Annotated in this window: 23 protein-coding genes; 21 read left to right on the forward strand and 2 right to left on the reverse strand. The window is 37.2% G+C overall.

Annotated features, from left to right (window positions below; genetic code table 11):
- Positions 1-483: 483 nt before the first annotated feature.
- On the reverse strand, positions 484-1044 hold the full coding sequence (locus tag ACE38V_RS08375; protein WP_375840953.1) for a DNA-binding response regulator: 561 nt from the start codon (positions 1042-1044) through the stop codon (positions 484-486).
- Positions 1045-1963: 919 nt separating this feature from the next.
- Here ACE38V_RS08375 and ACE38V_RS08380 point away from each other — a divergent pair.
- From ACE38V_RS08380 to ACE38V_RS08400, 5 genes are all read left to right on the forward strand, one after another.
- Positions 1964-3016 (forward strand): zinc-dependent alcohol dehydrogenase family protein, encoded by a 1053-nt coding sequence (locus tag ACE38V_RS08380; protein WP_375840769.1) that lies wholly within the window; start codon positions 1964-1966, stop codon positions 3014-3016.
- Between the two features lie 431 nt (positions 3017-3447).
- The gene (gene hutH / locus ACE38V_RS08385; RefSeq protein WP_375840770.1) at positions 3448-4956 is read left to right on the forward strand and encodes a histidine ammonia-lyase; all 1509 of its coding nucleotides are present in this window, start codon (positions 3448-3450) and stop codon (positions 4954-4956) included.
- 44 nt (positions 4957-5000) lie between these two features.
- Positions 5001-6680, forward strand: coding sequence for a urocanate hydratase (gene hutU, locus ACE38V_RS08390; RefSeq protein WP_375840771.1), 1680 nt, complete (start codon positions 5001-5003; stop codon positions 6678-6680).
- Positions 6677-7939, forward strand: a complete 1263-nt coding sequence (gene hutI / locus ACE38V_RS08395) for an imidazolonepropionase (protein WP_375840772.1) — start codon at positions 6677-6679, stop codon at positions 7937-7939. Before hutU ends, hutI begins: the two co-directional genes overlap by 4 nt.
- Positions 7936-8910, forward strand: a complete 975-nt coding sequence (locus ACE38V_RS08400; protein WP_375840773.1) for an agmatinase family protein — start codon at positions 7936-7938, stop codon at positions 8908-8910. The genes hutI and ACE38V_RS08400 overlap by 4 nt, the downstream gene beginning before the upstream one ends.
- Before the next feature lie 80 nt (positions 8911-8990).
- Here ACE38V_RS08400 and ACE38V_RS08405 read toward each other — a convergent pair whose 3' ends face one another.
- Positions 8991-9404 (reverse strand): VOC family protein, encoded by a 414-nt coding sequence (locus ACE38V_RS08405; RefSeq protein ID WP_375840774.1) that lies wholly within the window; start codon positions 9402-9404, stop codon positions 8991-8993.
- 235 nt (positions 9405-9639) lie between these two features.
- Between ACE38V_RS08405 and ACE38V_RS08410 the strand changes: the two genes are divergently transcribed.
- The 16 genes from ACE38V_RS08410 to ACE38V_RS08485 all read left to right on the forward strand — a co-directional run bounded on the left by ACE38V_RS08410 (position 9640) and on the right by ACE38V_RS08485 (position 24056).
- Complete coding sequence (locus ACE38V_RS08410) at positions 9640-9927, forward strand: cobalt transporter (RefSeq protein WP_375840775.1); 288 nt, start codon at positions 9640-9642, stop codon at positions 9925-9927.
- A 166-nt stretch (positions 9928-10093) separates the two neighbouring features.
- Complete coding sequence (locus ACE38V_RS08415) at positions 10094-10948, forward strand: 2OG-Fe(II) oxygenase (RefSeq protein WP_375840954.1); 855 nt, start codon at positions 10094-10096, stop codon at positions 10946-10948.
- 172 nt (positions 10949-11120) lie between these two features.
- A complete protein-coding gene (locus ACE38V_RS08420) occupies positions 11121-11522 on the forward strand; it encodes a CidA/LrgA family protein (protein WP_375840776.1) in 402 nt (133 codons plus the stop codon).
- Positions 11495-12190: an LrgB family protein gene (locus tag ACE38V_RS08425; RefSeq protein WP_375840777.1), complete on the forward strand. Its 696-nt coding sequence runs from the start codon at positions 11495-11497 to the stop codon at positions 12188-12190. Before ACE38V_RS08420 ends, ACE38V_RS08425 begins: the two co-directional genes overlap by 28 nt.
- Before the next feature lie 872 nt (positions 12191-13062).
- Entirely contained in the window at positions 13063-14889 is a 1827-nt protein-coding gene (locus ACE38V_RS08430) for a polysaccharide biosynthesis protein (protein ID WP_375840778.1), read from the forward strand.
- A gap of 15 nt (positions 14890-14904) precedes the next feature.
- Complete coding sequence (galU, locus tag ACE38V_RS08435; RefSeq protein WP_375840779.1) at positions 14905-15810, forward strand: UTP--glucose-1-phosphate uridylyltransferase GalU; 906 nt, start codon at positions 14905-14907, stop codon at positions 15808-15810.
- Positions 15811-15970: 160 nt separating this feature from the next.
- Positions 15971-16999: a UDP-glucose 4-epimerase GalE gene (galE, locus tag ACE38V_RS08440; protein ID WP_375840780.1), complete on the forward strand. Its 1029-nt coding sequence runs from the start codon at positions 15971-15973 to the stop codon at positions 16997-16999.
- 25 nt (positions 17000-17024) lie between these two features.
- Positions 17025-17177: a YwzD family small protein gene (locus ACE38V_RS08445; protein WP_375840781.1), complete on the forward strand. Its 153-nt coding sequence runs from the start codon at positions 17025-17027 to the stop codon at positions 17175-17177.
- 58 nt (positions 17178-17235) lie between these two features.
- Complete coding sequence (locus tag ACE38V_RS08450; RefSeq protein ID WP_375840782.1) at positions 17236-17850, forward strand: sugar transferase; 615 nt, start codon at positions 17236-17238, stop codon at positions 17848-17850.
- A 232-nt stretch (positions 17851-18082) separates the two neighbouring features.
- Positions 18083-19192, forward strand: coding sequence for an aminotransferase class I/II-fold pyridoxal phosphate-dependent enzyme (locus ACE38V_RS08455; protein ID WP_375840955.1), 1110 nt, complete (start codon positions 18083-18085; stop codon positions 19190-19192).
- Between the two features lie 77 nt (positions 19193-19269).
- Positions 19270-19644, forward strand: coding sequence for a helix-turn-helix domain-containing protein (locus ACE38V_RS08460; RefSeq protein ID WP_375840783.1), 375 nt, complete (start codon positions 19270-19272; stop codon positions 19642-19644).
- A gap of 31 nt (positions 19645-19675) precedes the next feature.
- Positions 19676-20518 (forward strand): SGNH/GDSL hydrolase family protein, encoded by an 843-nt coding sequence (locus ACE38V_RS08465; RefSeq protein ID WP_375840784.1) that lies wholly within the window; start codon positions 19676-19678, stop codon positions 20516-20518.
- Positions 20519-20596: 78 nt separating this feature from the next.
- Complete coding sequence (locus ACE38V_RS08470) at positions 20597-21328, forward strand: YveK family protein (RefSeq protein WP_375840785.1); 732 nt, start codon at positions 20597-20599, stop codon at positions 21326-21328.
- Positions 21318-21995, forward strand: coding sequence for a CpsD/CapB family tyrosine-protein kinase (locus ACE38V_RS08475; protein ID WP_375840786.1), 678 nt, complete (start codon positions 21318-21320; stop codon positions 21993-21995). The genes ACE38V_RS08470 and ACE38V_RS08475 overlap by 11 nt, the downstream gene beginning before the upstream one ends.
- Positions 21996-22031: 36 nt before the next feature.
- On the forward strand, positions 22032-22814 hold the full coding sequence (locus ACE38V_RS08480; RefSeq protein WP_375840787.1) for a tyrosine-protein phosphatase: 783 nt from the start codon (positions 22032-22034) through the stop codon (positions 22812-22814).
- Positions 22815-22856: 42 nt separating this feature from the next.
- The gene (locus tag ACE38V_RS08485) at positions 22857-24056 is read left to right on the forward strand and encodes a glycosyltransferase family 4 protein (protein WP_375840788.1); all 1200 of its coding nucleotides are present in this window, start codon (positions 22857-22859) and stop codon (positions 24054-24056) included.
- Positions 24057-24063 lie beyond the last annotated feature (7 nt).

Raw genomic sequence — 24063 nt, forward strand, 5'->3', positions numbered from 1 at the left:
GCCTTTCAGAGCGTTACCTCTTCATTCGACTCCTCGATATAACCCTTCAGTCTTAATAATCTAAAACTGCCTGACCTTTACCGAAATTGTGTGACCACATTTCATTTGAGTCAGGAACATTTCGCACCAACAATAGCGCCCGTTTTATGGAATAACATTATTTATGATACGGTTCTCCGTAACGCATAAGTGAAGTTTTCTTGTTTTATTTGCGGCTCATTTTTTTTTATATTTTCTTGATTAATTTTGACCTTCTGAAACTGTTTTTTCCTGTTCCCTTCCAACGATAGTAAAATAAGCGGAGATTTTTCGGTTAGATGCAGAATGTAGCTCGTTTTGGGGTATATAAGGGGAGGTTTTCCGATTATGCAAAGCAAAATCGCCTATTTTCACGTTTTTCGAGTCAATAGGCGGAATTTCTCCGTCTATTCAAACTATTTTCAATGCTATTTACTACTTAAGCGAAATTTTTCCGTCTATTTTTCAGATCGGGTGCTTAACCTGATCCCCCAATCGATAAGAGCGGACCCTCTTGATCCCAGATGCGGGAATGAGCATCTTTTTATCGACTAATTGAGAAAGGACTTTTTTTACCGTCTTATCACTTAGCCTCAAATACTTCTCGACTTCTATAGGAGATATGGCTTCTCCTTTTCGAATTGCTAGCTGAAGCACTTCCTTTTCGAGAAAGGACTGAGATGTCTGGTCCAGTTCATCCCCCAACCATCGACCAATCACTTGCTGAACAATCTGTTGACATCGACGAGGCTTCTCTTTAACTTGGTCATAAGAAAAGCGGAGCACGGTCCATCCGTCAATCACCAACTGGTTTTGACGTTCCATGTTGTCGGAAAATTGCCATCTGCTTATGTTCTTTAGGTGAGGGCCATATCCGTCGACCTCAAGGCAAATCCGGATGGCTGGACGAATATAAGCAAAATCTAAATACCTTTTTCCATCCTTGAAATCATTGACTTCATATTCTGGATGGAGATACCGGAAATGGTAAAATAACGGCCACCACACTTGCTTCAAGAATAACATTTCAGCCTGGTTATGGCCTTCTTGTAAGCGCCGTGCCTGCAAGTGAGCATTCATAAAGGCCTGGTTTCTTCTTCAAATCCCATTACATCCCACCCTCCTATCCAATGGTCATGTCATTTACAGCACCCTTTATATAGCCAATATGTCAAAAAGATGTTCTTTTCATAAGTTTTGTAATAATCATCTTCAAATGCAAAACGTCCTCAAACATGGGCATTTAATAGCATACATATTCGATGCCACGAATGAATCATCTCCATTATTTATTCATTTGAACTTCGAACAGATTTTAAAATTAATGAGTACTAATGCGAGTGAAAAAAAGTGGTTTAATGTGGCTTCAATTGGAGAAAGTAAAAGGCAAATAAAGACTTGCGGATAGCTAATATAAAAAGAAAATTTAGAGAAGCTTTTGAGGATAGAATGTTTTTAGTTTAATAGAATTCTTAAATTTGTCAATCTGTTTTCTTTATTTTTAGACAATACAATTCTTATCATTTCTATTTCTGTTTAGAAAACTTATTATGTTCTAGCTCTCTAACCTTAAGGAGAGGCATTTGGCTAAAAACCCCATTTACTTATGATACAGTTCACTCCGATTCATCCCAAACAACCTTTAAATGAATGACCAATAAATTTCTTGAACTCTTGTTCAACAATCTGGCTTGATTGTTGAATAGAGTGACTCACATTTTTAAATAACTTTATTATTTTTTAAACGACTTTATTGTAAATAAAACAACTTTATTACCTCAATACACTAGGGTTTTTTGATACTTTCCTTTTCATAAATAGATAGAAATAAAATGACAAATTTTGGGCATTTTTTTGGACAGGTTTGAATATGGATAGAAGGTGAGTGCATTCATAATTGAATAAGCGAATGGATGTAAGGTGAAGAATGGAAGGGGAAGATAGGATGAGAGCTGCACAAATTATTGAACACAGAAAACCATTAAGAATTGGAAATGTTCCAGATCCAACTCCTGGACCACATGATGTGATTATCAGAATTGAAGCAAGCGGAGTATGCCGCAGTGATTGGCATGCTTGGATGGGGGATTGGTCTTGGATTGGATTAAGTCCGGAATTACCGATTATTCCTGGTCATGAGATGGGTGGGGTTGTGGAAGCAATCGGTAAGGAGGTAAAAAACTTTCGACCGGGAGATCGTGTGACAACACCTTTCCATGAAGGATGTTCGCATTGTCCAAACTGTCTCAGCGGTCATTCTAATCGCTGCGATCATTTGCAAATTTTTGGTTTTGGTTATGATGGGGCATATGCTGAATATGTAAAGGTTCCTAATGGAGATTTTAATTTAGTGCCACTTCCAGATGAGGTTGATTCACTCTCAGCCGCAGCGATTGGATGCCGTTATATGACGGGATATCACGGCGTTATCAGAAGCGATGTAAAGCCTGGCAATTGGTTAGTCGTTCATGGTGCAGGTGGAGTTGGATTATCTGCCGTTCAAGTGGCAAACGCCATAGGGGCACAGGTTATTGCTGTAGATGTAGATCCAGCTAAATTGGATTTAGCTAAGAAAGAAGGGGCCGTGGCAACCGTAAATGCAAGAGAGGAAAGTGTGATTGAAGCTGTGAAGGAAATCACTCGTGGTGGAGCACATGCTTCAATAGAAGCACTTGGTATCCAAGAGACGATTCTAAATTCTGTTCTTTCCCTTCGAAAAGGTGGCCGTCATGTCCAAATTGGTTTAACCACGAGCAATGAAGGAGGAATAGCTGGCTTACCAATAGATGTCATAACTGCACAAGAACTTGAAATAGTTGGAAGCCTAGGCAACCCTCGGACTGACTATGATGGACTCTTGTCTTTAATTGCTCAAGAAAAACTAAATCCAAAATCTTTGGTCTCTAGAGAAATTTCTCTTGATGACGTTACAGATGTTTTAACTGATATGAGCAATTATAAAACATATGGATTTAATGTCATTACACAGTTTAAATAAGGATAAGGGGGATGAGTACAAACTAACTGGTTTGTACTCATTTTTCATGCCGAATCATGTAATTTCTGTTAAATATACGCTCAATTCTTTAAAATAAAATGGAAGGAGGAAGTATTAAAATCAGTGGAATAAAATAACGATTGACCCCATCTTTTTGTAAACGGATGGGTCATTTTTTTTAATCATGTCTTATAATTAGCCAAAAATGATTAATGAGACAGAGTATCCTTGCATAAGGTGGTAGTAAGCGCTATAAATGCTCAAAAATAGATATAGATGTAAAGTGAGTGGGATGCCAATGAATAGAAGCACTAGTAATCATTGTCATAAGACAGTAGGGGGCTGTACTTGGAAATCAGGCAGATTTCTTTGTATAGCTCCCTATTTTCTTTTTCCTTAGTGGGATAAAGTAAGGGAAAGTAGGGGTTGAAATGGTCATTTTGACAGGAAATTCCTTAACACTCAAAGAAATGGATAGTATTTTATATGGCTGTCATAAAGTAGCTGCTTCTAGTGAAAGTTTTCGGAGGGTTGAAGCCAGTAGAAAAGCAGTCGAGCAAATTGTTCAAGATAACGCAATTGTTTATGGGATTACAACGGGTTTTGGGAAATTCAGTGATGTATGGATTCATCCTAAAGATGTGGAAATGCTGCAATTTCATTTAATCCATTCACATGCATGCGGGATGGGGGAGGCTTTTCCTGAACTCGTATCAAGAGCCATGCTTGTCTTAAGAGCAAATGCCTTGTTGAAAGGTTTTTCAGGTGTGAGAAAAGTAGTCATTGAACGGTTAATCCAGTTTGTAAATGCAAAAATCCATCCCGTTGTACCTGTTCAAGGCTCACTTGGAGCTAGCGGAGATTTGGCTCCACTTGCTCATCTGGTCCTTCCTCTTCTTGGAGAAGGGGAGGTATTTTATCAGGGAAAGCAAATAGAAGCTTCAGAGGCATTGAAAAAGGAAGGGTTAGCTCCTATAACCTTAACAGCAAAGGAAGGATTAGCATTAATTAATGGCACTCAGGCAATGACTGCGATGGGTGTGATTGCTTATCTTGAAGCGGAAAGATTAAGCTATCAAGCGGATACCATTAGTGCTATGACCGTTGAAGGGTTAAATGGAATTATCGATGCATTTGATGAGGAGATACAAATCGTCCGTGGTTATCCAGAACAAATCGCAGTAGCCAAACGGATGCGCTATTTGTTACAAGGAAGTCAATTAACGACAAAACAGGGTGAAAAACGCGTGCAAGATGCCTATTCTCTTCGTTGTATTCCCCAAGTTCATGGTGCAACGTGGCAAACGTTAAATTATGTGAAAGAAAAATTAGAAATAGAATTGAATGCAGCTACAGATAATCCGTTGATTTTTGATAATGGGAAAAAGGTTATTTCAGGAGGAAATTTTCATGGTCAACCCATTGCTTTTGCGATGGATTTTTTGGGAATTGCAATGGCAGAGCTTGCGAATATCTCTGAACGAAGAATTGAAAGGCTGGTGAATCCGCAGCTAAATGATTTGCCCCCATTTTTAAGTGCTGAGCCAGGACTTCAATCGGGTGTGATGATTCTCCAGTATTCCGCAGCTTCGCTTGTATCTGAAAATAAAACATTAGCTCACCCAGCTAGTGTTGATTCGATTCCATCCTCTGCCAATCAAGAAGATCACGTCAGTATGGGGACGATAGGAGCACGACATGCTTATCAAATTATCACGAATACAAGAAGAGTCCTCGCTATTGAAGTCATTTGTGCGATGCAAGCTTTGGAGCTTCGCGGACCAGAAAAAATGGCGACGGTGACTAAAAAGGTGTTTGACGAAGGAAGACGCCGAATACCTGCGATAAAAGTGGATCGAGTGTATGCAAAGGATATCCTCGTAGCAGAAGAATGGTTGAAAAATGAATTTTTATTCGAATCCATCCATAAAAGTGAATGAGGTAAATCTTTAAGAAAAAATGCCAGAATGGGAGAGGACTTTAGGTGGAGGAAAAATATCAGCGTCGTGTCATTCGCTTAAGAGGTACGGCATTAAATACAAAAGGCTGGCAACAGGAAGCAGCGTTAAGAATGCTAATGAATAATCTTGATGCAGAAGTCGCAGAAAAGCCTGAAGAGCTCATTGTTTATGGTGGGATAGGGAAGGCAGCAAGAAATTGGGAATGTTTTGACGCAATTGTCCATTCACTAAAGGAGTTAGAGGGTAATGAAACTTTGCTTATTCAATCAGGAAAACCTGTTGCCATTTTTAAAACCCATCAGAATGCTCCGAGAGTACTACTTGCTAATTCTAATATTGTTCCTGCTTATGCCAATTGGGAAACTTTCCATGAGCTCGATCAAAAGGGATTAATCATGTATGGACAAATGACTGCTGGAAGTTGGATTTATATTGGTTCTCAAGGAATTGTTCAAGGAACTTATGAAACCTTTGCAGAACTCGCGAAGCAGCATTTTAATGGTCATTTGCATGGCACGATAACTGTCACAGCAGGGTTAGGGGGAATGGGAGGAGCACAGCCATTAGCTATCACCATGAATGGCGGAGTATGTATTGCGATTGAAGTGGATGAGTCAAAGATTAATCGAAGGATTAAGACTGGGTATATTGATAAGAAAACCGATTCCTTAGACGAAGCCTTGCAAATGGCAATTGAAGCAAAAGAAAACAAAAGTGCTTCGTCGATTGGTTTATTGGGAAATGCAGCAGAAATACTTCCCGAGATGATTGCCCGACATTTTATTCCAGATGTCCTTACAGATCAGACATCTGCTCACGACCCTTTAAATGGCTATATTCCATTACACATGACCTTAAAGGAAGCAGAGAAACTCAGAAATCAAAATCCTAAGCAATATGTAAAGCAATCCAAAGCAGCCATTGCTCAACATGTAAAAGCGATGCTAAACATGATGAAAAAAGGTGCCATTACTTTTGATTACGGGAACAACATCCGTCAAATCGCAAAGGATGAAGGGGTTGAAGATGCTTTTCAATTCCCTGGTTTTGTTCCTGCTTACATTAGGCCGCAATTTTGTGAGGGAAAAGGTCCTTTCCGGTGGGTTGCCTTATCTGGAGATCCCGAAGATATTTATAAAATAGATGAAGTCATCTTAAGAGAATTTAAAGAAAATACTCATTTGTGCAACTGGGTTCGAATGGCACAGGAGAAAATCACATTTCAAGGCTTGCCAGCAAGGATCTGTTGGCTTGGTTATGGGGAGAGGGCTCATTTTGGTCAAATGATTAATCAAATGGTCGCAACGGGTGAACTAAAGGCTCCCATTGCCATTGGCCGTGATCATCTTGATTCCGGGTCTGTTGCCTCACCAAATCGCGAAACGGAAGCGATGAAGGATGGTTCGGATGTTATTGCAGATTGGCCAATCTTAAATGCCCTGCTCAATGCAGTTTCGGGTGCTACTTGGGTATCCGTTCATCATGGAGGTGGCGTTGGAATGGGGTATTCCATTCACGCAGGAGTAGTTATCGTTGCAGATGGAAGTAAAGAAGCTGAGGCAAAGCTTGAACGGGTTCTTACATCGGATCCGGGAATAGGTGTGGCAAGACATGTGGATGCGGGTTATGAATTAGCAAAACTAACAGCTCGAAGAAAAGGAATCAACATCCCTATGCTCTCAAAGGAGGAAAAATCAACATGACTAAGCTCCTTTGGATCAAACATGCTGCTCAGCTAGCAACGTTAGCGACAAAAGAAGTGGGTCCGCGAAGAAAAAAAGAAATGTCTGAACTCGGACTTATTGAAAATGGCAGTATTTTAGTGAGAAATGGAATAATTCAGGATGTGGGAAGAACGGATGAATTAGAAGCGCGACATGCTGATCATTTAGAGGAAGCAACGATCGTTGATGCCACTAATCATCTTATAACTCCGGGACTTGTGGATTCCCACACACATGTCGTTTTTGCAGGTAGTAGAGAACAAGAATTTGAAATGAGACTTTCTGGTGCAACCTATATGGAAATAATGGAATCGGGTGGAGGCATCCACGCAACGACGAGAATGACCAGAGCGGCATCAGTAGATGAATTGTTGGAGCAAACGATGAAGCGCCTTGATTCATTTTTAGCCCATGGAGTAACGACAATCGAAGCAAAAAGCGGTTATGGCTTAGACTTGGAGACGGAGCTAAAACAATTAAGAGTGCTGAAACGATTGCAACAAGAACACCCTATCGATCTAGTTCCAACCTTTATGGGGGCCCATGCGATTCCTGCAGAATTTGATAGTCGTGCGGAAGAATATGTTCAATTTATTATTGATGTTATGCTCCCAATTATAGCAAAAGAAAGATTAGCAGAGTTTCAGGATGTCTTTTGTGAACAGGGGGTGTTTACAAAAGAACAAGCGATGAGAATTCTTGAAGCTGGAAAAAAATGGGGGCTTCTACCAAAAATCCATGCGGATGAGATTATATCTTATGGTGGTGTAGAGGTAGCTGCAAGGGTAGGTGCGATATCTGCTGAGCATTTATTGAAAACAACAAAAGAAGGAATGAAAGCTTTGGCAAGAGCGGGAACAATCGCTTGTTTGTTACCTGCTACTGCATTATTTTTGCATGAGGAAGCTGCAAAGGGAAGAGAAATAATTGATGCAGGTGTTCCAGTTGCGATTTCGACTGATTGCAACCCGGGTTCCTCTCCCACGACATCTATGCCACTTGTTATGAATCTTGCTTGCCTATTAATGAGACTAACCCCAAGGGAAGCATTGACGGCAGCGACATTTAATGGGGCATGTGCTCTTAATCGTGAAAAATGTATTGGATCATTGGAGGTTGGAAAACAAGGAGATGTCGTCATGTGGAAGGTCAAGGATTATCGTGAGTTGCAATATCAGTTCGGAGTCAATCATGTCAAATCTGTATGGAAAAAAGGTGTTCAGGTGGTGAATAAGTGAATCTAAGCAAATTTCAGGCGCCAAGCTGGAATTGGAATCAAACTGCTTCAGAAGCTGAGTATGTTCATCAATGGGTAAAGGCATTAACTCAAATCAATCAGGTTCCCGATTTAATCCTTTATGGAGCGCCAATATCAAAATCATCCATTAGTGTGTCAGGGGCATCCCTTTACCCTGATTATTTTCGCAGAATGTGGAGGAAGTTTGCTACCTATAATTTGGATGAAGATATAGATTTAAAAGCCTTTCTAATTGGAGATGCAGGCGATGTCATCATGCATACGACAAATATTCCTGAATCCCATCAGAATATTGAGGAATCGACTGCATTTCTTGTCCAAAAATATCCGCAATCACAAACCTGTTTGATTGGTGGAGATCACTCGATCACTGCTTGTGCCGTAAGGGGAATTAAAAAAGCATTTCCGCTGGAGAGGATAGGAATCTTACAAATTGATACCCATTTAGATGTGAGAGATCCTTGTGAGTGGGGACCAGCAAATGGGACTCCAATCAGACAGTTAATTGATGGAGGCATTGTTCTTGGCAAGGATGTTGTGAATATTGGACTCCATGGCTATTTCAATACAAGACAACTTGTCGATTTTGCGAAAAAGAAAAATATCCATATGGTAACGTTGAATCAAGCAAGAAAACAGGGGCTAAAAGAGACCATACAATATGCCTTGCAAACCTTATCTGAAAGAGTTAAGAGAATTTATGTAACAGTCGATATGGATGTTCTTGATATCTCTGCTGCACCGGGAGTTGCTGCTTCCACTCCCGGTGGGATGACAGCAGCGGAGCTTTTTTTGATTTTACTAGAAATCGGGAAGCATCCCTCTGTTGCCCATATTGATTATGTTTGCTTAGATCCGACAAAAGATAATCAGGTAGAGGAAACTGTAAAAATAGGTGTTTATTCCTGGTTGCAATTTATTACAGGGTGTCTCCTAAAAAAACAATCATAATGAGGTTAGAGATAATTGAGAAAAGCCAAATCATTTTGGATTTGGCTTTTCTTTTTATGGAGTAATATTGCCCCTTTCGGTTAACTTTCAAGACTAAACTGCCAGCCAATGCCAAATTTATCAGTGAGACTTCCATAGCATTTGCTCCAAAATGTTTCTTGAAGCTCCATTTCTACCTTGCCACCTTCTTTAAGTTCATTAAAACAGGAGATAATCTCATTTTGATCCTTGCTGACGAACGCAAGAGAAATATTATTGCCTTGCTGAAATGGGTAGCCAGGGAACACATCTGAAAACATCACATTGCTGCCACTGATGGTAATGCGTGTGTGCATCACTAAATTTTTTGCTTCTTCAGGTAGTTGGTAATCTGGATTTTGAGGAGAGTCACCAAATGTCATAATTTGTGGTTTTTCTGTTCCAAAAACTTCTGCATAAAATTCAACTGCTTCTCGGCAATTCCCGTCAAAATTTAAGTATACATCTACAGACATATCAATTACTCCTTTATTTTTCTAAATTATTGAATCAATTACATATTATACCATTAACACATAATAAATCAAAAGTGTTAAATCCTTAAGGTCGAAGGGAAAGATTAATTATGGTAAGATGTCTTTATACAAAATATTTAGACTAAATCGAAAAATATCGCCCATTCCTTGGACTACCTTTCCGCATACGGTAGAGTGTATAACCATTTTTACTATAAAAAGGGAGCTGAGGAGTATGTTTGATGAAAGACCTGTTTACGGAGGCTATCATGATGGTCATCACGGCGGATGGGATCATCATGGAGGACATTGGGATCATCATGGAGGACATTGGGATCATCATGGAGGACATTGGGGACACCACGGAGGACATTGGGGACACCATGGTGGAGGATATGGAGGTTATGGTGCAGGGGCATTGACCACCCCAGGTTATGGATATGGAACTTATCCAGCACCTGTTCCATATCCAGTTTCAACTCCTTATTATCCATATGGTGGGACTCCGTACCCGTATTATTAACTTATTTTTTTCAAAGAATTTCACTTGATACCTCGGGGTGAGGCAGAGAAGCTGATTCCTTTCTGTCTCATCTTGAAAATATCATTTCAGTATTGAATTCAGTATTCATTATACAAAAGAATCATTTTCAAACGAATCGAATAGGGAGTAGATATTATTGGACAAAGTGAAATTCAATCGCATAACAAATGAACTAAAAGATTGGATTGAGAATACATTAAAAACTGGAGTAAATCCAGAATTAGTGGTGGATGCTATGATAAAAAAAGGATTCGAACCTCGATTTGCCTATTCCACTATAATAAAATTAATAGGCAACCAACCGATTCAAACAACGAATAATGAAGATAGCCCTTATCACTTTGAACTACCTTCAATCGCCCACAAAGGAAAATTAATTCAGACAAGTGATCGCCAGATTAGAGTTCTCTTAAGCATAGAACGTCCATTCATCACATATTTAGATAACTTCCTAAGTGATGCGGAATGTGATGAGCTTATTTCACTTTCAAATGAACGTTTACAACCTTCAAAAATCATTGATAGCTTCACAGGTAAAGAAAAACAAGTCCCAGGAAGGACAAGTGCCGGTACTTATTTTCATGTAAATGAAAATGCATTCATTGCCAAGATTGAACAGCGGATAATGGAAATAACGGATCATCCTGTTCTTCATGGGGAAGGTTTGCAAGTGTTACATTATCAAATTGGCGAAGAATATAAGCCACATTTTGATTATTTTCCTCCTAATAAGGTGGATGAAAATAAAGGGGGACAGAGGATCGGCACGATGCTCATGTACTTAAATGATGTAGAAACAGGTGGGGAAACGGTTTTTCCAAAGTTAGGATTAGCTGTTACTCCAAAAAAAGGATCAGCTGTTTATTTCCATTATGGGAATCATTTGGGTCAAGTGGATCGCATGTCCGTGCATAGCAGTATACCCGTAAAAGCAGGTGAGAAATGGGTTGCAACCAAATGGATTCGTCAAAATCAAATCTATGAAACCATGAAAATTTAATTATTCTGTCATCAGTTTTTTTTTTTTATAATTAACGAAATGAAATAATTTTTGTGATACAATGAAAAAATATGATTCATCCAAGGTATTCCAGTTAGTGGACATTTGACTGTTATAGCCCCATAAATTAATCGAAAGAAGGGAAGCTGTCTTTTTAAGGCATTGATTAAGCATGAAGATTATTAGAATCATTTTTCAAGTTGTACTTATTTTTATTATTTCTTTTGTAGGCGATTGGATCCATCGTCATTTACATATCCCGATTCCTGGTAATATTCTTGGATTTCTCATCTTACTCACGTGTTTGTCTTTTAAAATTATCCCAGCAAAATGGGTGGATGAAGGATCAGGCTTTATTTTGGCCTTCTTACCATTATTTTTTATTCCCGCAACGGTGGGAATCATGAATCATCCTTCCCTCCTTTCTTGGCAAGGTATAGCCCTTATTCTCATTGTGATCATCAGTTCGATTATTACGCTGATTGCAGCAGGAAGAACGAGTCAATTCCTTGAGAGAAGAGCGGTAAGACGAAAGGAGGAAATGGAGTGCAGCAAGCATTCTACGCAATTATAATAATTATTATAACTGTGTGTATTTACCTATTGATGAGAAAATTATATATGAAGTACCCTGCACCTTATTTAATGCCATTGTTGCCATCCACTATTCTCATTATTGTGGTTTTATTTTGCAGTCATTTTTCCTATCAAGACTATATGGTTGGTGGAAAGTATATTCAGTCATTTCTAGGTCCGGCAGTGGTTGCATTAGCATATCCATTATATAAACAGCGTCAAGTGTTACTATCTAATATTGTTCCTATTGTTAGCGGAGTAGTTGTCGGACTTGTAACCGCATTGATAAGTGGGTTTTTGTTTGCGATTGCCTTAGGAATCGAGCATAGATATATTCTTTCTTTAGTCCCAAAATCTTTGACAACTCCTGTAGCTATTCAGGTTTCATCCGGAATTGGCGGAGTTCCCTCTATGACGGTTGTTTTTGTTCTAATTGCTGGTTTTACGGGAACCATTCTAGGACCGGTGATTTTAAAATGGGCAAATATTCAGAGCTCGTTAGGGAGAGGAATAGCATTAGGAAGTGCTTCACATGCCTTTGGAACATCTAAGGCATTAGAATATGGGGAATTGACTGCTTCAATGAGCTCCGTTTCGATGACTTTGAGCGCATTACTCGGCTCAGTCGTGGGACCGCTTTTTGTTTGGCTGTTACATCTTTCATAAAGGAAAAAATCCAGCTCTGAAATTCAGATCTGGATTTTTAATATTATATAAAGGTTTGCGTTGAATTGTTTCGACTGAATTTATAGATTGCGATGAGATAGAAGACTAACGCAAAGGCTAAAAAATCATCATGTATAAATATAAACTACTAAAACTTGCTCCTTCCTGAAGCTTTTGCAATGTATCAAGGGTCCAATGCAGAGGAAGGCGATCTGCAACTTTTTGTAAAGCACTTGTCATGACCTCCGCCGGCAAATACTACATTTAGCCTATCAGGTGCAATTTAAGGAAACCATATATAAAAAATCTGGTAAAATAGTGAAAGGGTGCTTGATTCTATATAATTTTGTTTTTGGATAAAAATAGTACAAAAGTTCTTAAAAAAATTTAGAAAATTTATGAAATATATATTGACTTGTTCTTTATACAGAATTATGATTAGGGTGTAATCGATATTTGTTACTATTTTAGTAGGATCTATAGGAGGAATTTTGTGAAAAAGGAATAACTTCTATATTTTTTTATAAAAATTGTTCTTAATAAAGAATTTAGTGGTTGATAAAAATAAGAGTCATTAGTAGCTAAGTATTTTTTAGATGGCCTTCTTATTGTTTGCTTGTTCTTTATAAAGAACAAAAATGTTATTTAAAAAGGATTGCACACTGGTGATGTCTCTTTGCCGTTATCAAAGGAGGCACTCGATCATGCTGTGGGTTTTTATGACCTTAGACGCAAGTCGTCAAGAGTGTGATGTGAGGAGGGGTTAGATGCCCCATTTATTCATGAATATTAATAATTTAACGTGAAAAATCCTATTTTATTACTAATGAATGAAAAAATCATTGAAATATATAAGCAAAGGAGGGAGGCAGATGACTTATCATCAACGCATCTCATTATTTTTAATAATTGATACCATAATCGTGTTAACTTCAATCTATTTTAGCCGATTTTTAGTTGAGGCAAGTACAAATGTTGTAACTTTTCCTGTTGTTATAAGTAGTATAGCCATAATTATTAGCTATTATTTATTTTCATTTTATTTTCATTTATACAAAAAGGCATGGGAATATGCGAGCATTGGGGAAATGATTATCATTTTTAAAACCCTAACTGCAACGATTATTTCTGTTGCCATTATTCAGCAAATTGTGGTTGGTGAGGTATTTTATCGCTTACTAACGGTTACTTGGCTACTTCATATGCTGTTTATAGCAGGTTCAAGATATTTCTTTAGGATCATACGAGATCAGTTTTTATTTAAAAATAATAATAAAAAACGAACATTAATTATCGGTGCCGGATCGGCAGGTGTCATGGTTGCTAGACAATTGCTCAAAAGAAATGATTCCGAGCTACTTCCTTACGCTTTTATTGATGATAATCGAAGGAAGCAGAACTTAGAAATATTGGGGATTCCAGTTGTTGGGGGAACGAGAAAGATTGTTGAAGTAACCAAAAAGTTAAATATTAATCATATTATTATTGCGATTCCCTCTTTGAAAAAGAAAGAGATTAATCGTATTTTCCACGAGTGCGCCCAAACTAATATTAAAACACAAATTTTACCATTTTTAGAGGATTTAGTTTTAGGAAATGTCACTGTCAATAAGCTACGAGATGTGAAAGTAGAGGATTTACTAGGAAGAGAGCCAGTAGAGCTCGATAACGAAGGAATTAAGGGATACGTAAAAGACCAAATTATTATGGTGACTGGCGCAGGAGGATCGATTGGTTCCGAAATATGCCGGCAAATTTCTCAATTTAAACCGAAAAAACTCATTCTTTTAGGTCATGGTGAAAATAGTATTTACAATATTGAAATGGAATTAAGAGAAAGCCTTAAACATAGTGAAATTGTATTGTTAACAGAAATTGCTGATATACAGGACGCAGAGAAAATGATGTCCATTATGGATACATATCATCCAGATGTAATTTATCATGCAGCTGCTCACAAGCATGTCCCATTAATGGAAAGAAATCCAGAGGAAGCTTTGAAAAATAATGTGATTGGGACCATGAATGTAGCAAATGCTGCAATGAATGCAAATGTCAAGACCTTTGTTATGATATCAAGCGACAAGGCTGTTAACCCAACCAGTGTAATGGGGTCAACGAAAAGACTGGCGGAAATGGTTATTCAGCATTTGAACATGCAGTGCAGCACAAAATTTGTTGCGGTTCGCTTTGGGAATGTCTTAGGCAGCCGTGGAAGTGTTATTCCTTTATTTACGAAACAAATTGAGAAAGGAGGGCCAATTACAGTAACTCATCCCGAAATGATTCGTTATTTTATGACGATTCCAGAGGCCGCAAGACTTGTTATTCAAGCTGGCGCACTAGCACAGGGAGGAGAAATTTTTGTCTTGGATATGGGAGATCCCGTTAAAATTGTCGATCTTGCACAAAACTTAATCACACTTTCTGGAAATAATGTTGAAGACATCGGAATACAATTTATAGGAGCACGCCCTGGTGAGAAATTATATGAAGAGCTGTTAAATGAAGACGAAATCCATGAGCAGCAAATATTTCCTAATATTTATATTGGTAAGCAAAGAGAAGTGCATATGGAGGAAATTGAAAAAATGATCAAAAGCTTCACGAGGCTTGATAAAGAGGAATTGCGTACATGGATTCTTGATTTAGCTAACAACCGCATTGTCTCGTCTGCACTGATGAAAGTATCTAGCTAGAGAGGGGTTTAACCTATGAAAATTAGAAAAGCGATTATCCCTGCAGCTGGCCTGGGAACGAGATTCCTGCCCGCAACAAAAGCGATGCCTAAAGAGATGCTGCCAATCGTCGATAAACCCACAATTCAATATATCGTAGAAGAGGCTATTGAATCTGGAATAGAAGATATCATCATTGTTACTGGGAAAGGGAAAAGGGCGATTGAAGATCATTTTGATCATTCCTTTGAATTGGAACAAACACTTTTTGAAAAAGGAAAATTAGATCTGCTGGAAGAGGTTCAAAAATCCTCCAAAATGGTGGATATCCATTATATTCGCCAAAAAGAGCCAAAAGGGTTAGGGCATGCGATTTGGTGTGCACGGAAATTTATTGGAGATGAACCGTTTGCTGTTCTTTTAGGAGATGACATTGTTCGAGCGTCAAAACCATGTTTGAAGCAAATGATTGAGCAATATGAGAGCTATGAAGTATCCATAATTGGTGTAAAAAAAGTTCCTAATCATGAGGTTTCACGCTATGGCATCATCGATGGGGAATTTTTGAACAATCAGCTTTATCGCATTAATAGTTTAGTAGAAAAGCCAAAAAAGGAGGAGGCCCCTTCTAATCTTGCTATTATGGGACGATATATTCTTAATCCGGGGATTTTTGAAATTCTTGCTGATCTTAAGCCTGGAACAGGCGGTGAGATTCAACTGACTGATGCGATTGCTTTATTAAACCAATCTGAAGAGGTATTTGGATATGAGTTTGAAGGTGTCCGTTATGATGTCGGTGAAAAATTGGGTTTTATTCAAACAACGATTGAAATGGCTCTTGAAAGAGAGGACTTGAAAGGGGATATGCTTGCTTATCTTTATTCTATTCTCACAAGAGAGGCTGTTAAAACAGGAATTAATCGATATCCAAGTATATAAAATACTTGGATTTATTTTACACTTTAAAAAAGTAAAAATTGACACAGTGGTGAAGATCGACGTAGTGGACAATTTAAGGAGTATAAGGGTAACTATGCTTCTGTCTTTGTTTAAAGGCTTGCCAATTGGCGAGTTTTCTTTATTTATGAGGAGGGATATTTTGGCAGTTCTTGTAACGGGAGGTGCAGGATATATTGGAAGCCACACTTGTTTGGAATTACTTCAAGCTGGCTGTGACATTGTTGTGATTGATAACTTTATGAATAGCAGTGTTGAAGTGGTACATCGAATAAGAAAGTTGTCAGGCGAAAATTTTCAATTTTATAATATGAATTTATTGGATCGTGACCATCTTGAACAGATATTTCAAAAAAATAAAATTGAGGCGTGTATCCATTTTGCAGGAGTGAAGGCTGTAGGTGAGTCAGTCCGGTTTCCTCTTTTGTATTATAAACAAAATCTCTTTAGCACGATAAACCTTTGTAGGGTGATGCAAAAATATGGTGTTAAAAATTTAATTTTTAGTTCTTCAGCAACCGTTTATGGGTCGCCAGAAAAATCGCCAATCACTGAAGATCATGTTTTGCACGCTACGAATCCCTATGGAAGGACAAAGTGGATGATTGAAGAACTGCTAAAGGATCTTTCTTTGAGTGATCAGGACTGGAGCATAACTATATTGAGGTATTTTAATCCAATTGGGGCTCATGAGAGTGGCGAGATTGGCGAAGATCCGAAAGGAATGCCCAATAACCTAATGCCATTTGTGACAAGAGTGGCGGCAGGTGAATATCCAATGCTTGAGATATTTGGAGATCAGTATCCGACGAAGGATGGAACATGTATAAGAGATTATATCCATGTGGTGGATTTAGCATGTGGGCATCTGAAAGCACTAGAGAAAACAATCTCTGCAAGGGGGGTGGATATTTATAATCTTGGAACTGGACAAGGTTATAGTGTTCTCGAATTAGTAAACACCTTTGAAGCCGTAACAGGAATGGAAATTCCTTATCAGATTTCGAAGCCAAGAGCAGGAGATGTAGCCATATGCTATGCAGATGTAACAAAAGCAGAACGAGAACTTGGCTGGAGAGCAGTGAGAGGAATTGAAGAAATGTGCCGAGATTCTTGGAATTGGCAATCAAAAAACCCAATCGGATATTGTTCAGAAGTTAAAACGCTGTAAGAAATATGAAAAATGGATAGAGTCGGTGACTAAATTGACAAAAGAGCTCAATCTCAAAGAATTCAAAGATCTTTTACAATATGCCTTTAATCGAGGAAATGAAGAAGATATGAAGTTTTCTATTTTAATAGAAGAAATCAAGCAGCAATTGAATATGCTTAAACCAGGGAACAAATAGAAATCTACATATTAATACGACTCTTCCTTAAAAGAAGCTAGGGAGAAAAAGAGAGGCCATGAAAAGAATATTTGATTTAATCGTTTCTATATTGTTATTGATCGTATGCAGCCCATTAATGATTCTAATTGGGAGTTTAGTAGCATCGAAACTCGGGTCTCCTATCCTTTTTAAACAACTAAGACCTGGATTTCACGGTGCACCGTTTTATCTTTATAAATTTCGAACGATGACGGAGAGAAAGGATAAGAGCGGAGAACTGCTGCCTGATTATCAGCGATTACCCCCATTTGGAAGATTTTTACGAAAATATAGCTTAGACGAATTGCCACAACTAGTGAATGTCCTGAAGGGAGATTTAAGCCTTGTTGGTCCAAGACCATTATTGATGGAATATCTCCCACTTTATTCTGAAGAGCAAGCAAGAAGACATTTAGTCAAGCCAGGGATAACGGGATGGGCTCAGATAAATGGCAGAAATGCCATAAGCTGGGAGGAAAAATTTGCATTTGATGTTTGGTATGTTGATCATCAATCGATAAAGCTGGATTTGAAAATTTTGTGGTTAACCTTTATCAAGGTATTGGGATCAGAAAATGTTAACCAATCAGAAGATGTAACGATGGAGCTATTTACTGGTACGAAAGTGTTGGAGAATGAAAAGCATGGATAAAGTGAAACTTCCATCAGTGGGGGTTTTCATTCATCCCCCACTGATGGTTAGTTGAACTTATCGGACCTTTACGGACAGTTGATCTCCCACTTATCTTCTTCGTATTCTCAGAATCGTGAAGTGGGAGTCTTATTGTCCGTTAAGAGTGGGATAAAAATTTACATAGGATAAAGAGGTGATTGGATTAGTGGAAACAACGTTGAAGAAAAGAATTTTTCTTTCCTCTCCCCATATGAGTGGAAATGAAATGAAATATATTAATGACGCTTTCGCAACAAATTGGATTGCCCCATTAGGACCAAATGTTGAAGGATTTGAAAAAGAAATAGCAAATTTTGTTGGAGTCAAAGGAGCAGCTGCAGTGAGTTCAGGAACAGCTGCCATTCATTTGGCTCTTATTTTATTAAACGTTCAAAAAGGAGATACCGTTTTTTGTTCCAGCTTAACGTTTGTGGCAACAGCTAATCCGATTCTTTATCTTGGTGCAGAGCCCGTTTTCATTGATTCAGAACCGGAAAGCTGGAATATGTCACCCATCGCATTAGAAAAGGCGTTTCAACAGGCAGCAGCTCGCGGAAAACTTCCGAAAGCTGTTATCATCGTGAACCTCTATGGTCAAATAGCGAAAATGGATGAACTTCTACCTATTTGCGAGAAATATCAGGTTCCTGTTATCGAGGATGCAGCAGAATCACTCGGATCTACATATATGGGCAAGGCAAGTGGAACCTTTGGAACGTTTGGAATTTACTCCTTTAATGGTAACAAAATAATCACAACCTCAGGTGGAGGAATACTTGTCTCCAATCAACTGGATGCGTTAGAAAAAGCAAGATTTTTAGCCACCCAAGCAAGGGATCCTGCCATTCATTATCAGCATAGTGAGCCTGGATATAATTATCGCTTGAGTAATATATTAGCTGGGATTGGTCGAGGACAATTAGAGGTAATAGAGGAAAGAGTACAGGCAAGAAGAAGGATTTTCGAAATCTATCAACAAGAATTACAAGATGTGTCAGGAATTACATTTATGCCAGAGTTTCATGGAAGCTTTTCTAATCGTTGGTTAACCACTTTCACGATTAATGAAGAAATAATAGGAATGACTTCAAGAGAATTAATCGAGGCTTTAGTTAATGAAAATGTCGAAGCAAGACCTGTATGGAAACCATTGCACCTTCAACCTCTGTTCAAGGATGCAAAATATTTTACTCATTTTGATCAGCAAAGTGTTTCTGAAAATCTATTTTTATCAGGGGTTTGTTTGCCATCTGGATCAAATATGTCACTCGAAGATCAGCAGAGAGTCTTTGAATGCATCAAAAAAACGATAAAACTGTGATGTTATATGGGGGCAAATTTTATCCAAAAAGGATCGTGATCATTTAGTATCAGGAAAAAAAATAAAGAGGTATTCAAATGATAGGAAATAATATAGCTGAAATTCGTAAAAGAAGAGGCCTTTCCCTCTCACAGCTTTCTCGTTTGACTAATATTTCAAAATCCTATTTGAGTAATATTGAACGAAGTATTAATAATAATCCGTCTTTAGAGGTCATTCAAAAGATTGCTAAAGTATTGAAAGTTGACTTAATCACTTTATTAAAGACAGGAACTGAGAAGGATAGGCATCTATATATCGAAAAAGAGTGGTTTGATTTTGTTTTTGAATTAAAGCAATTAGGTCTAGATAAAGATCAAATCCAGCAGTACAAAATGTTAATCGAATTTATTAAGTGGCAAAAGGAAAATTCGCAGCAAGAAAGTCTTTCTAGAGAAGAACTTCAAGATTAACGGTATTTTTGGAAAAAGGAATGGAGGAAAAATGAAAAAATATTTTGTTCTTTTCATAAGTTTTTTCTGTGTAGTTGTCTTATATCTTGGACATCAACATTGGAAAAATAAGACAGTTTCAGCAAGGGTTGAAGGAGAAAAAATTTCTGAAATGTATTTAGAAAAGAATAATGGGGAGCGAATAAAACTAATAGAGAGTCTGAATTCAACAGCAATTAAAAAACAATCTCTGATTGATTTTCTGCGATACAAGTCCCTTACAGAAGATAAGGCAAGCATTGCAGTGTTAGGAAGTAATCTGACTGCCGGTACTGGGGCAAGCAACACGAACCTTGCATGGTCTCAGCTATTAAAAAGAAATCTACAATCAAAATATCAAGAATTAAAAGCAATTAAACTATTAAATTATGGATTTGAAGGATATTCAACAGATGATTTATTAAAGGGAAAGAAAATTGACGCATTAATTAAGGAACAGCCAGATTTAGTAATATTTGAAAATTCAATGCATAATAATTATTCCCAATCGATCACAATCCAAAAAAGTGTGAAGGATTTAACGGAAATCATGGATAAAGTTCAAAGAGAGCTCCCTAATGCGAAAATAATCATTATGTCTCCTAACCCTATTGCAAATAGCAAAAATAAAAATAGCTTAGGACTAGAATTTTCAGATTATATCAGGGCATCAGAGAATATCATTAATAAAAATAAATGGACATATATAAATTGTATAGAAGAAATCAATAAGAAAGTAAAAGCGGAAAATGTTCTATTGGTCGACATTTTAGCAAATGATTATCTTCATCCGAATGATAAAGGGCATTTTATCATTTCAGAAGTATTGACCAATTTCTTAGAAAAGAGTAGTTAAGTACAACGATTGATGGCAGTAATGTAGTAGATTTTTATAAAAGAGAATAATATCCACTACATGAAAGGGGAGGTTAATATGGAAGATACTTTTAGTTTAAGCGATATTTTCTTCATTTTTAAAAAGCGTTGGAAACTGATTTTATTACTTACATCTATTGCCATGATGGTTAGCGGTGTATTTTCATTCTATATTATGGCACCTGTATATCAATCATCAACGCAAATTCTTGTTAATCAAAAGAACTCTGAGAATCAAGTTGATATTACTCAATTAAGAAGCAATATCGATTTAATTAATACGTACAGTGTCATTATTAAAAGTCCGGCAATTTTAGAAAAAGTCATTCAAGAGTTAAATCTTCCATTAACGGTGGATCAGCTTAATCAGAAAATAGCTGTAAATAGTCAAGAAAATTCACAGATATTTTCAGTAACCGTTGAGGATAGCAATCCTGGTATGGCTGTCGAAATTGCCAATACTGTATCTGAAACATTTCAGAGAGATATTGAGGGGATCATGAGTGTAGACAATGTCAGCATCCTCGCGAAAGCTGAATTAAAGAAAAATATTGCACCTGTAAAACCCAATCCTATTTTAAATATTGGAATTGCCTTAGTGATTGGTGTTTTGGTGGGGATGGGATTATCTATCTTATTAGATTACTTGGATAATACACTAAAGAACGGAGACGATGTTGACAAATATATTGGGCTACCTGTTTTAGGCTCTATCCAAAATATAGCAAATCTGAAGGGTAAAAAAAATTCAGCCATCCAAAATGTAGGAGTTGAATCATTTGAGGTTTAAAAGAAGAGATCGGATGAAAAAAGGAGTGCATTTAATTGCACACAGTCATCCTAAGTTAGCTGTGACAGAGCAGTATCGATTAATAAGGACCAATATCTTATTTTCTTCCGTCGATAAAGCAATTCAATCCCTGATTGTCACATCTCCGGATTCCTCTGAAGGAAAATCGACAACGGCAGCTAATCTTGCGATTGTTCTTGCGCAACAAGGGAAAAAGGTTTTACTGGTCGATGCGGATTTACGGAAACCAACGGTGCATTTTACTTTTAATACAAGCAATATCTATGGACTAACAAATGTTTTAACGAAAGAAGTAAACTCTTGGGAGGCGATTACTAAGACTTATATTCCTAATTTAGACATATTAACGAGTGGCCCCCTTCCACCAAATCCATCCGAATTATTAAATTCAGAAGCAATGGAATTATGGATAAAGGAGATGAATGAGCAATTTGATTATGTTGTCTATGATACTCCACCTGTCCTAGCAGTAACGGATCCACAAATTTTAGCAAATAAATGTGATGGTGTTGTCCTCGTTATAGCAAGCGGAAAAACCCGTATTGATAAGACTTTAAAAGCAAAGGAATTATTAGAAAAGGCAAAATCACATCTTCTAGGAGTAGTTGTCAATGGGGTGGATACCGGAGTTAGTGAATACTACTAGTAATATGTTTTATTTTTGAAAAAAGGGGGGAAAAGCTTGATCGATATCCATTGTCATATTCTCCCTAGTATAGATGATGGTCCCAGAGACTTTGCATCAGTTATTGAAATGGCTAACCAAGCAGTAGCTATAGGAGTGACAGATTTATTCGCAACCCCTCATCATTTAAATGGCAGATATGAAAATACAAAGCAGGAAATTTTAGAAGGAGTGCGTGTACTCAATCAAATCCTGCAAAATGAAAGTATTCCATTAAATGTTCATGGAGGGCAGGAATTAAGGCTTCATCGAGAAATCTTTCAATCTCTTAATGAGAATGAGATTTTAACACTTGATAATCAAGGAAAATATTTATTATTGGAACTGCCTACTCAAGAAGTTCCTAGCTATACTCTTGATATTGTCTATGAATTGCTATTAAAAGGGATTATCCCCATTATTGCTCATCCAGAAAGAAATGCGATGTTTCAGGAGGATCCAGAACTTCTATTTGAATTAGTTCAAGAAGGAGCTTTAACTCAACTGACATCAAGCAGCATCCTCGGGCATTTTGGTAAAAAAGCAAAAAGCTTTTCATTTAAAATAATTGAACATCATTTGGTACATTTTGTGGCAACGGATGCTCATAATCTTGATTCGAGGAATTTCAACCTTCACAAGGCATATGAAATAATTAAAACTAAATTTGGAATCAAGACTAATTTTTATTTTATAGAAAATGCAAAGCAGCTAATGAACGGAAAAAAAATCCTAATTGAAGAACCAGCAAGGATAAGAAGTAGAATTCTCTCATTCTTTGAAAGTACATTTAGATATTAGTCATAAATATAATGATTGAAGTCTCGCAAGCAGGTGAAAAGGTTGAATCTACTATTTTTAACATTGGGGAATATGGATAATGTCCATGAAAGAGGAATATATTCTGATCTTGTACGTGAAATTGCAAGGAGAGGGATTCAAATATATGTGGTATATCCTGGTGAACGAAGAACAAGCTTAAAAACAGAATTTACTGATATAGGAAATATACATCTTTTGAAGGTTAAAACTGGGAATATTACGAAAACAAATTTGATTGAAAAAGGGATTTCAACTTTAATGATTGAAAGACAATACCTAAAGGCTGCTAAAAAATTTTTTTCAAACCTATCCTTTGATCTAGTCTTATACTCCACTCCCCCGATTACTTTTTCAGCAATTGTTCAATATTATAAAAAACAAGGGAGTAAAAGCTATTTAATGTTAAAAGATATTTTTCCTCAAAATGCAGTGGATATAAATATGATAAAACCAAACGGAATGATATGGAGGTATTTCAGGGAGAAGGAGAAGAAACTATATAAAGTATCCGATACGATTGGTTGTATGTCAAAGGGAAATATGAATTATCTATTAAACCATAATTCATTTATTAATCGTGAAAAGGTAGAAATTTTCCCCAATGCCATTGAACCAGTTGAAATGAAGAATGATGAAATGATAGATGCAGGGGTATTAGAAAAATATGAAATTCCACAGGATTCCATATTATTTATTTACGGAGGAAATTTAGGAAAACCACAAGGGATTGATTTTTTATTACAAGTTGCTGACCATTTTCATCAAGTTGAAAATGGTTTTTTGTTGATTGTTGGGTCAGGAACAGAATATGACAGAATTAAGGACCATTTGAAAACATTTCATCATAAAAATGTGCGTTTAATCCACTCCCTGCCTAAAAAAGAATATAATTTCTTATTGAAAAAAGCGGAAGTAGGTTTAATTTTTTTAGACCCTCGCTTTACAATTCCAAACATCCCATCTAGATTAACGGCCTATATGGAACACTCTCTTCCCGTTCTTGCAGCTACTGATAAAAATACTGATTTAAAAACAATATTAGCCGATTCAAAAAGTGGATTTTGGTCGGAAAGTGGAGACTTAGAATCCTTTATTGAACACGCTAGAATTTTTGCTAATAATTCAAATCTTAGAAATGAAATGGGAAAAAATGGACGGAATTATTTAGAAGAGTATTATGACATAAAAAAGACAATCCAAATACTTTTGAAGCACTGTTAAAGGGGAT

The organism is Cytobacillus sp. Hz8 (assembly GCF_042263505.1).
Classification (GTDB): Bacteria; Bacillota; Bacilli; order Bacillales; family Cytobacillaceae; genus Bacillus_BE.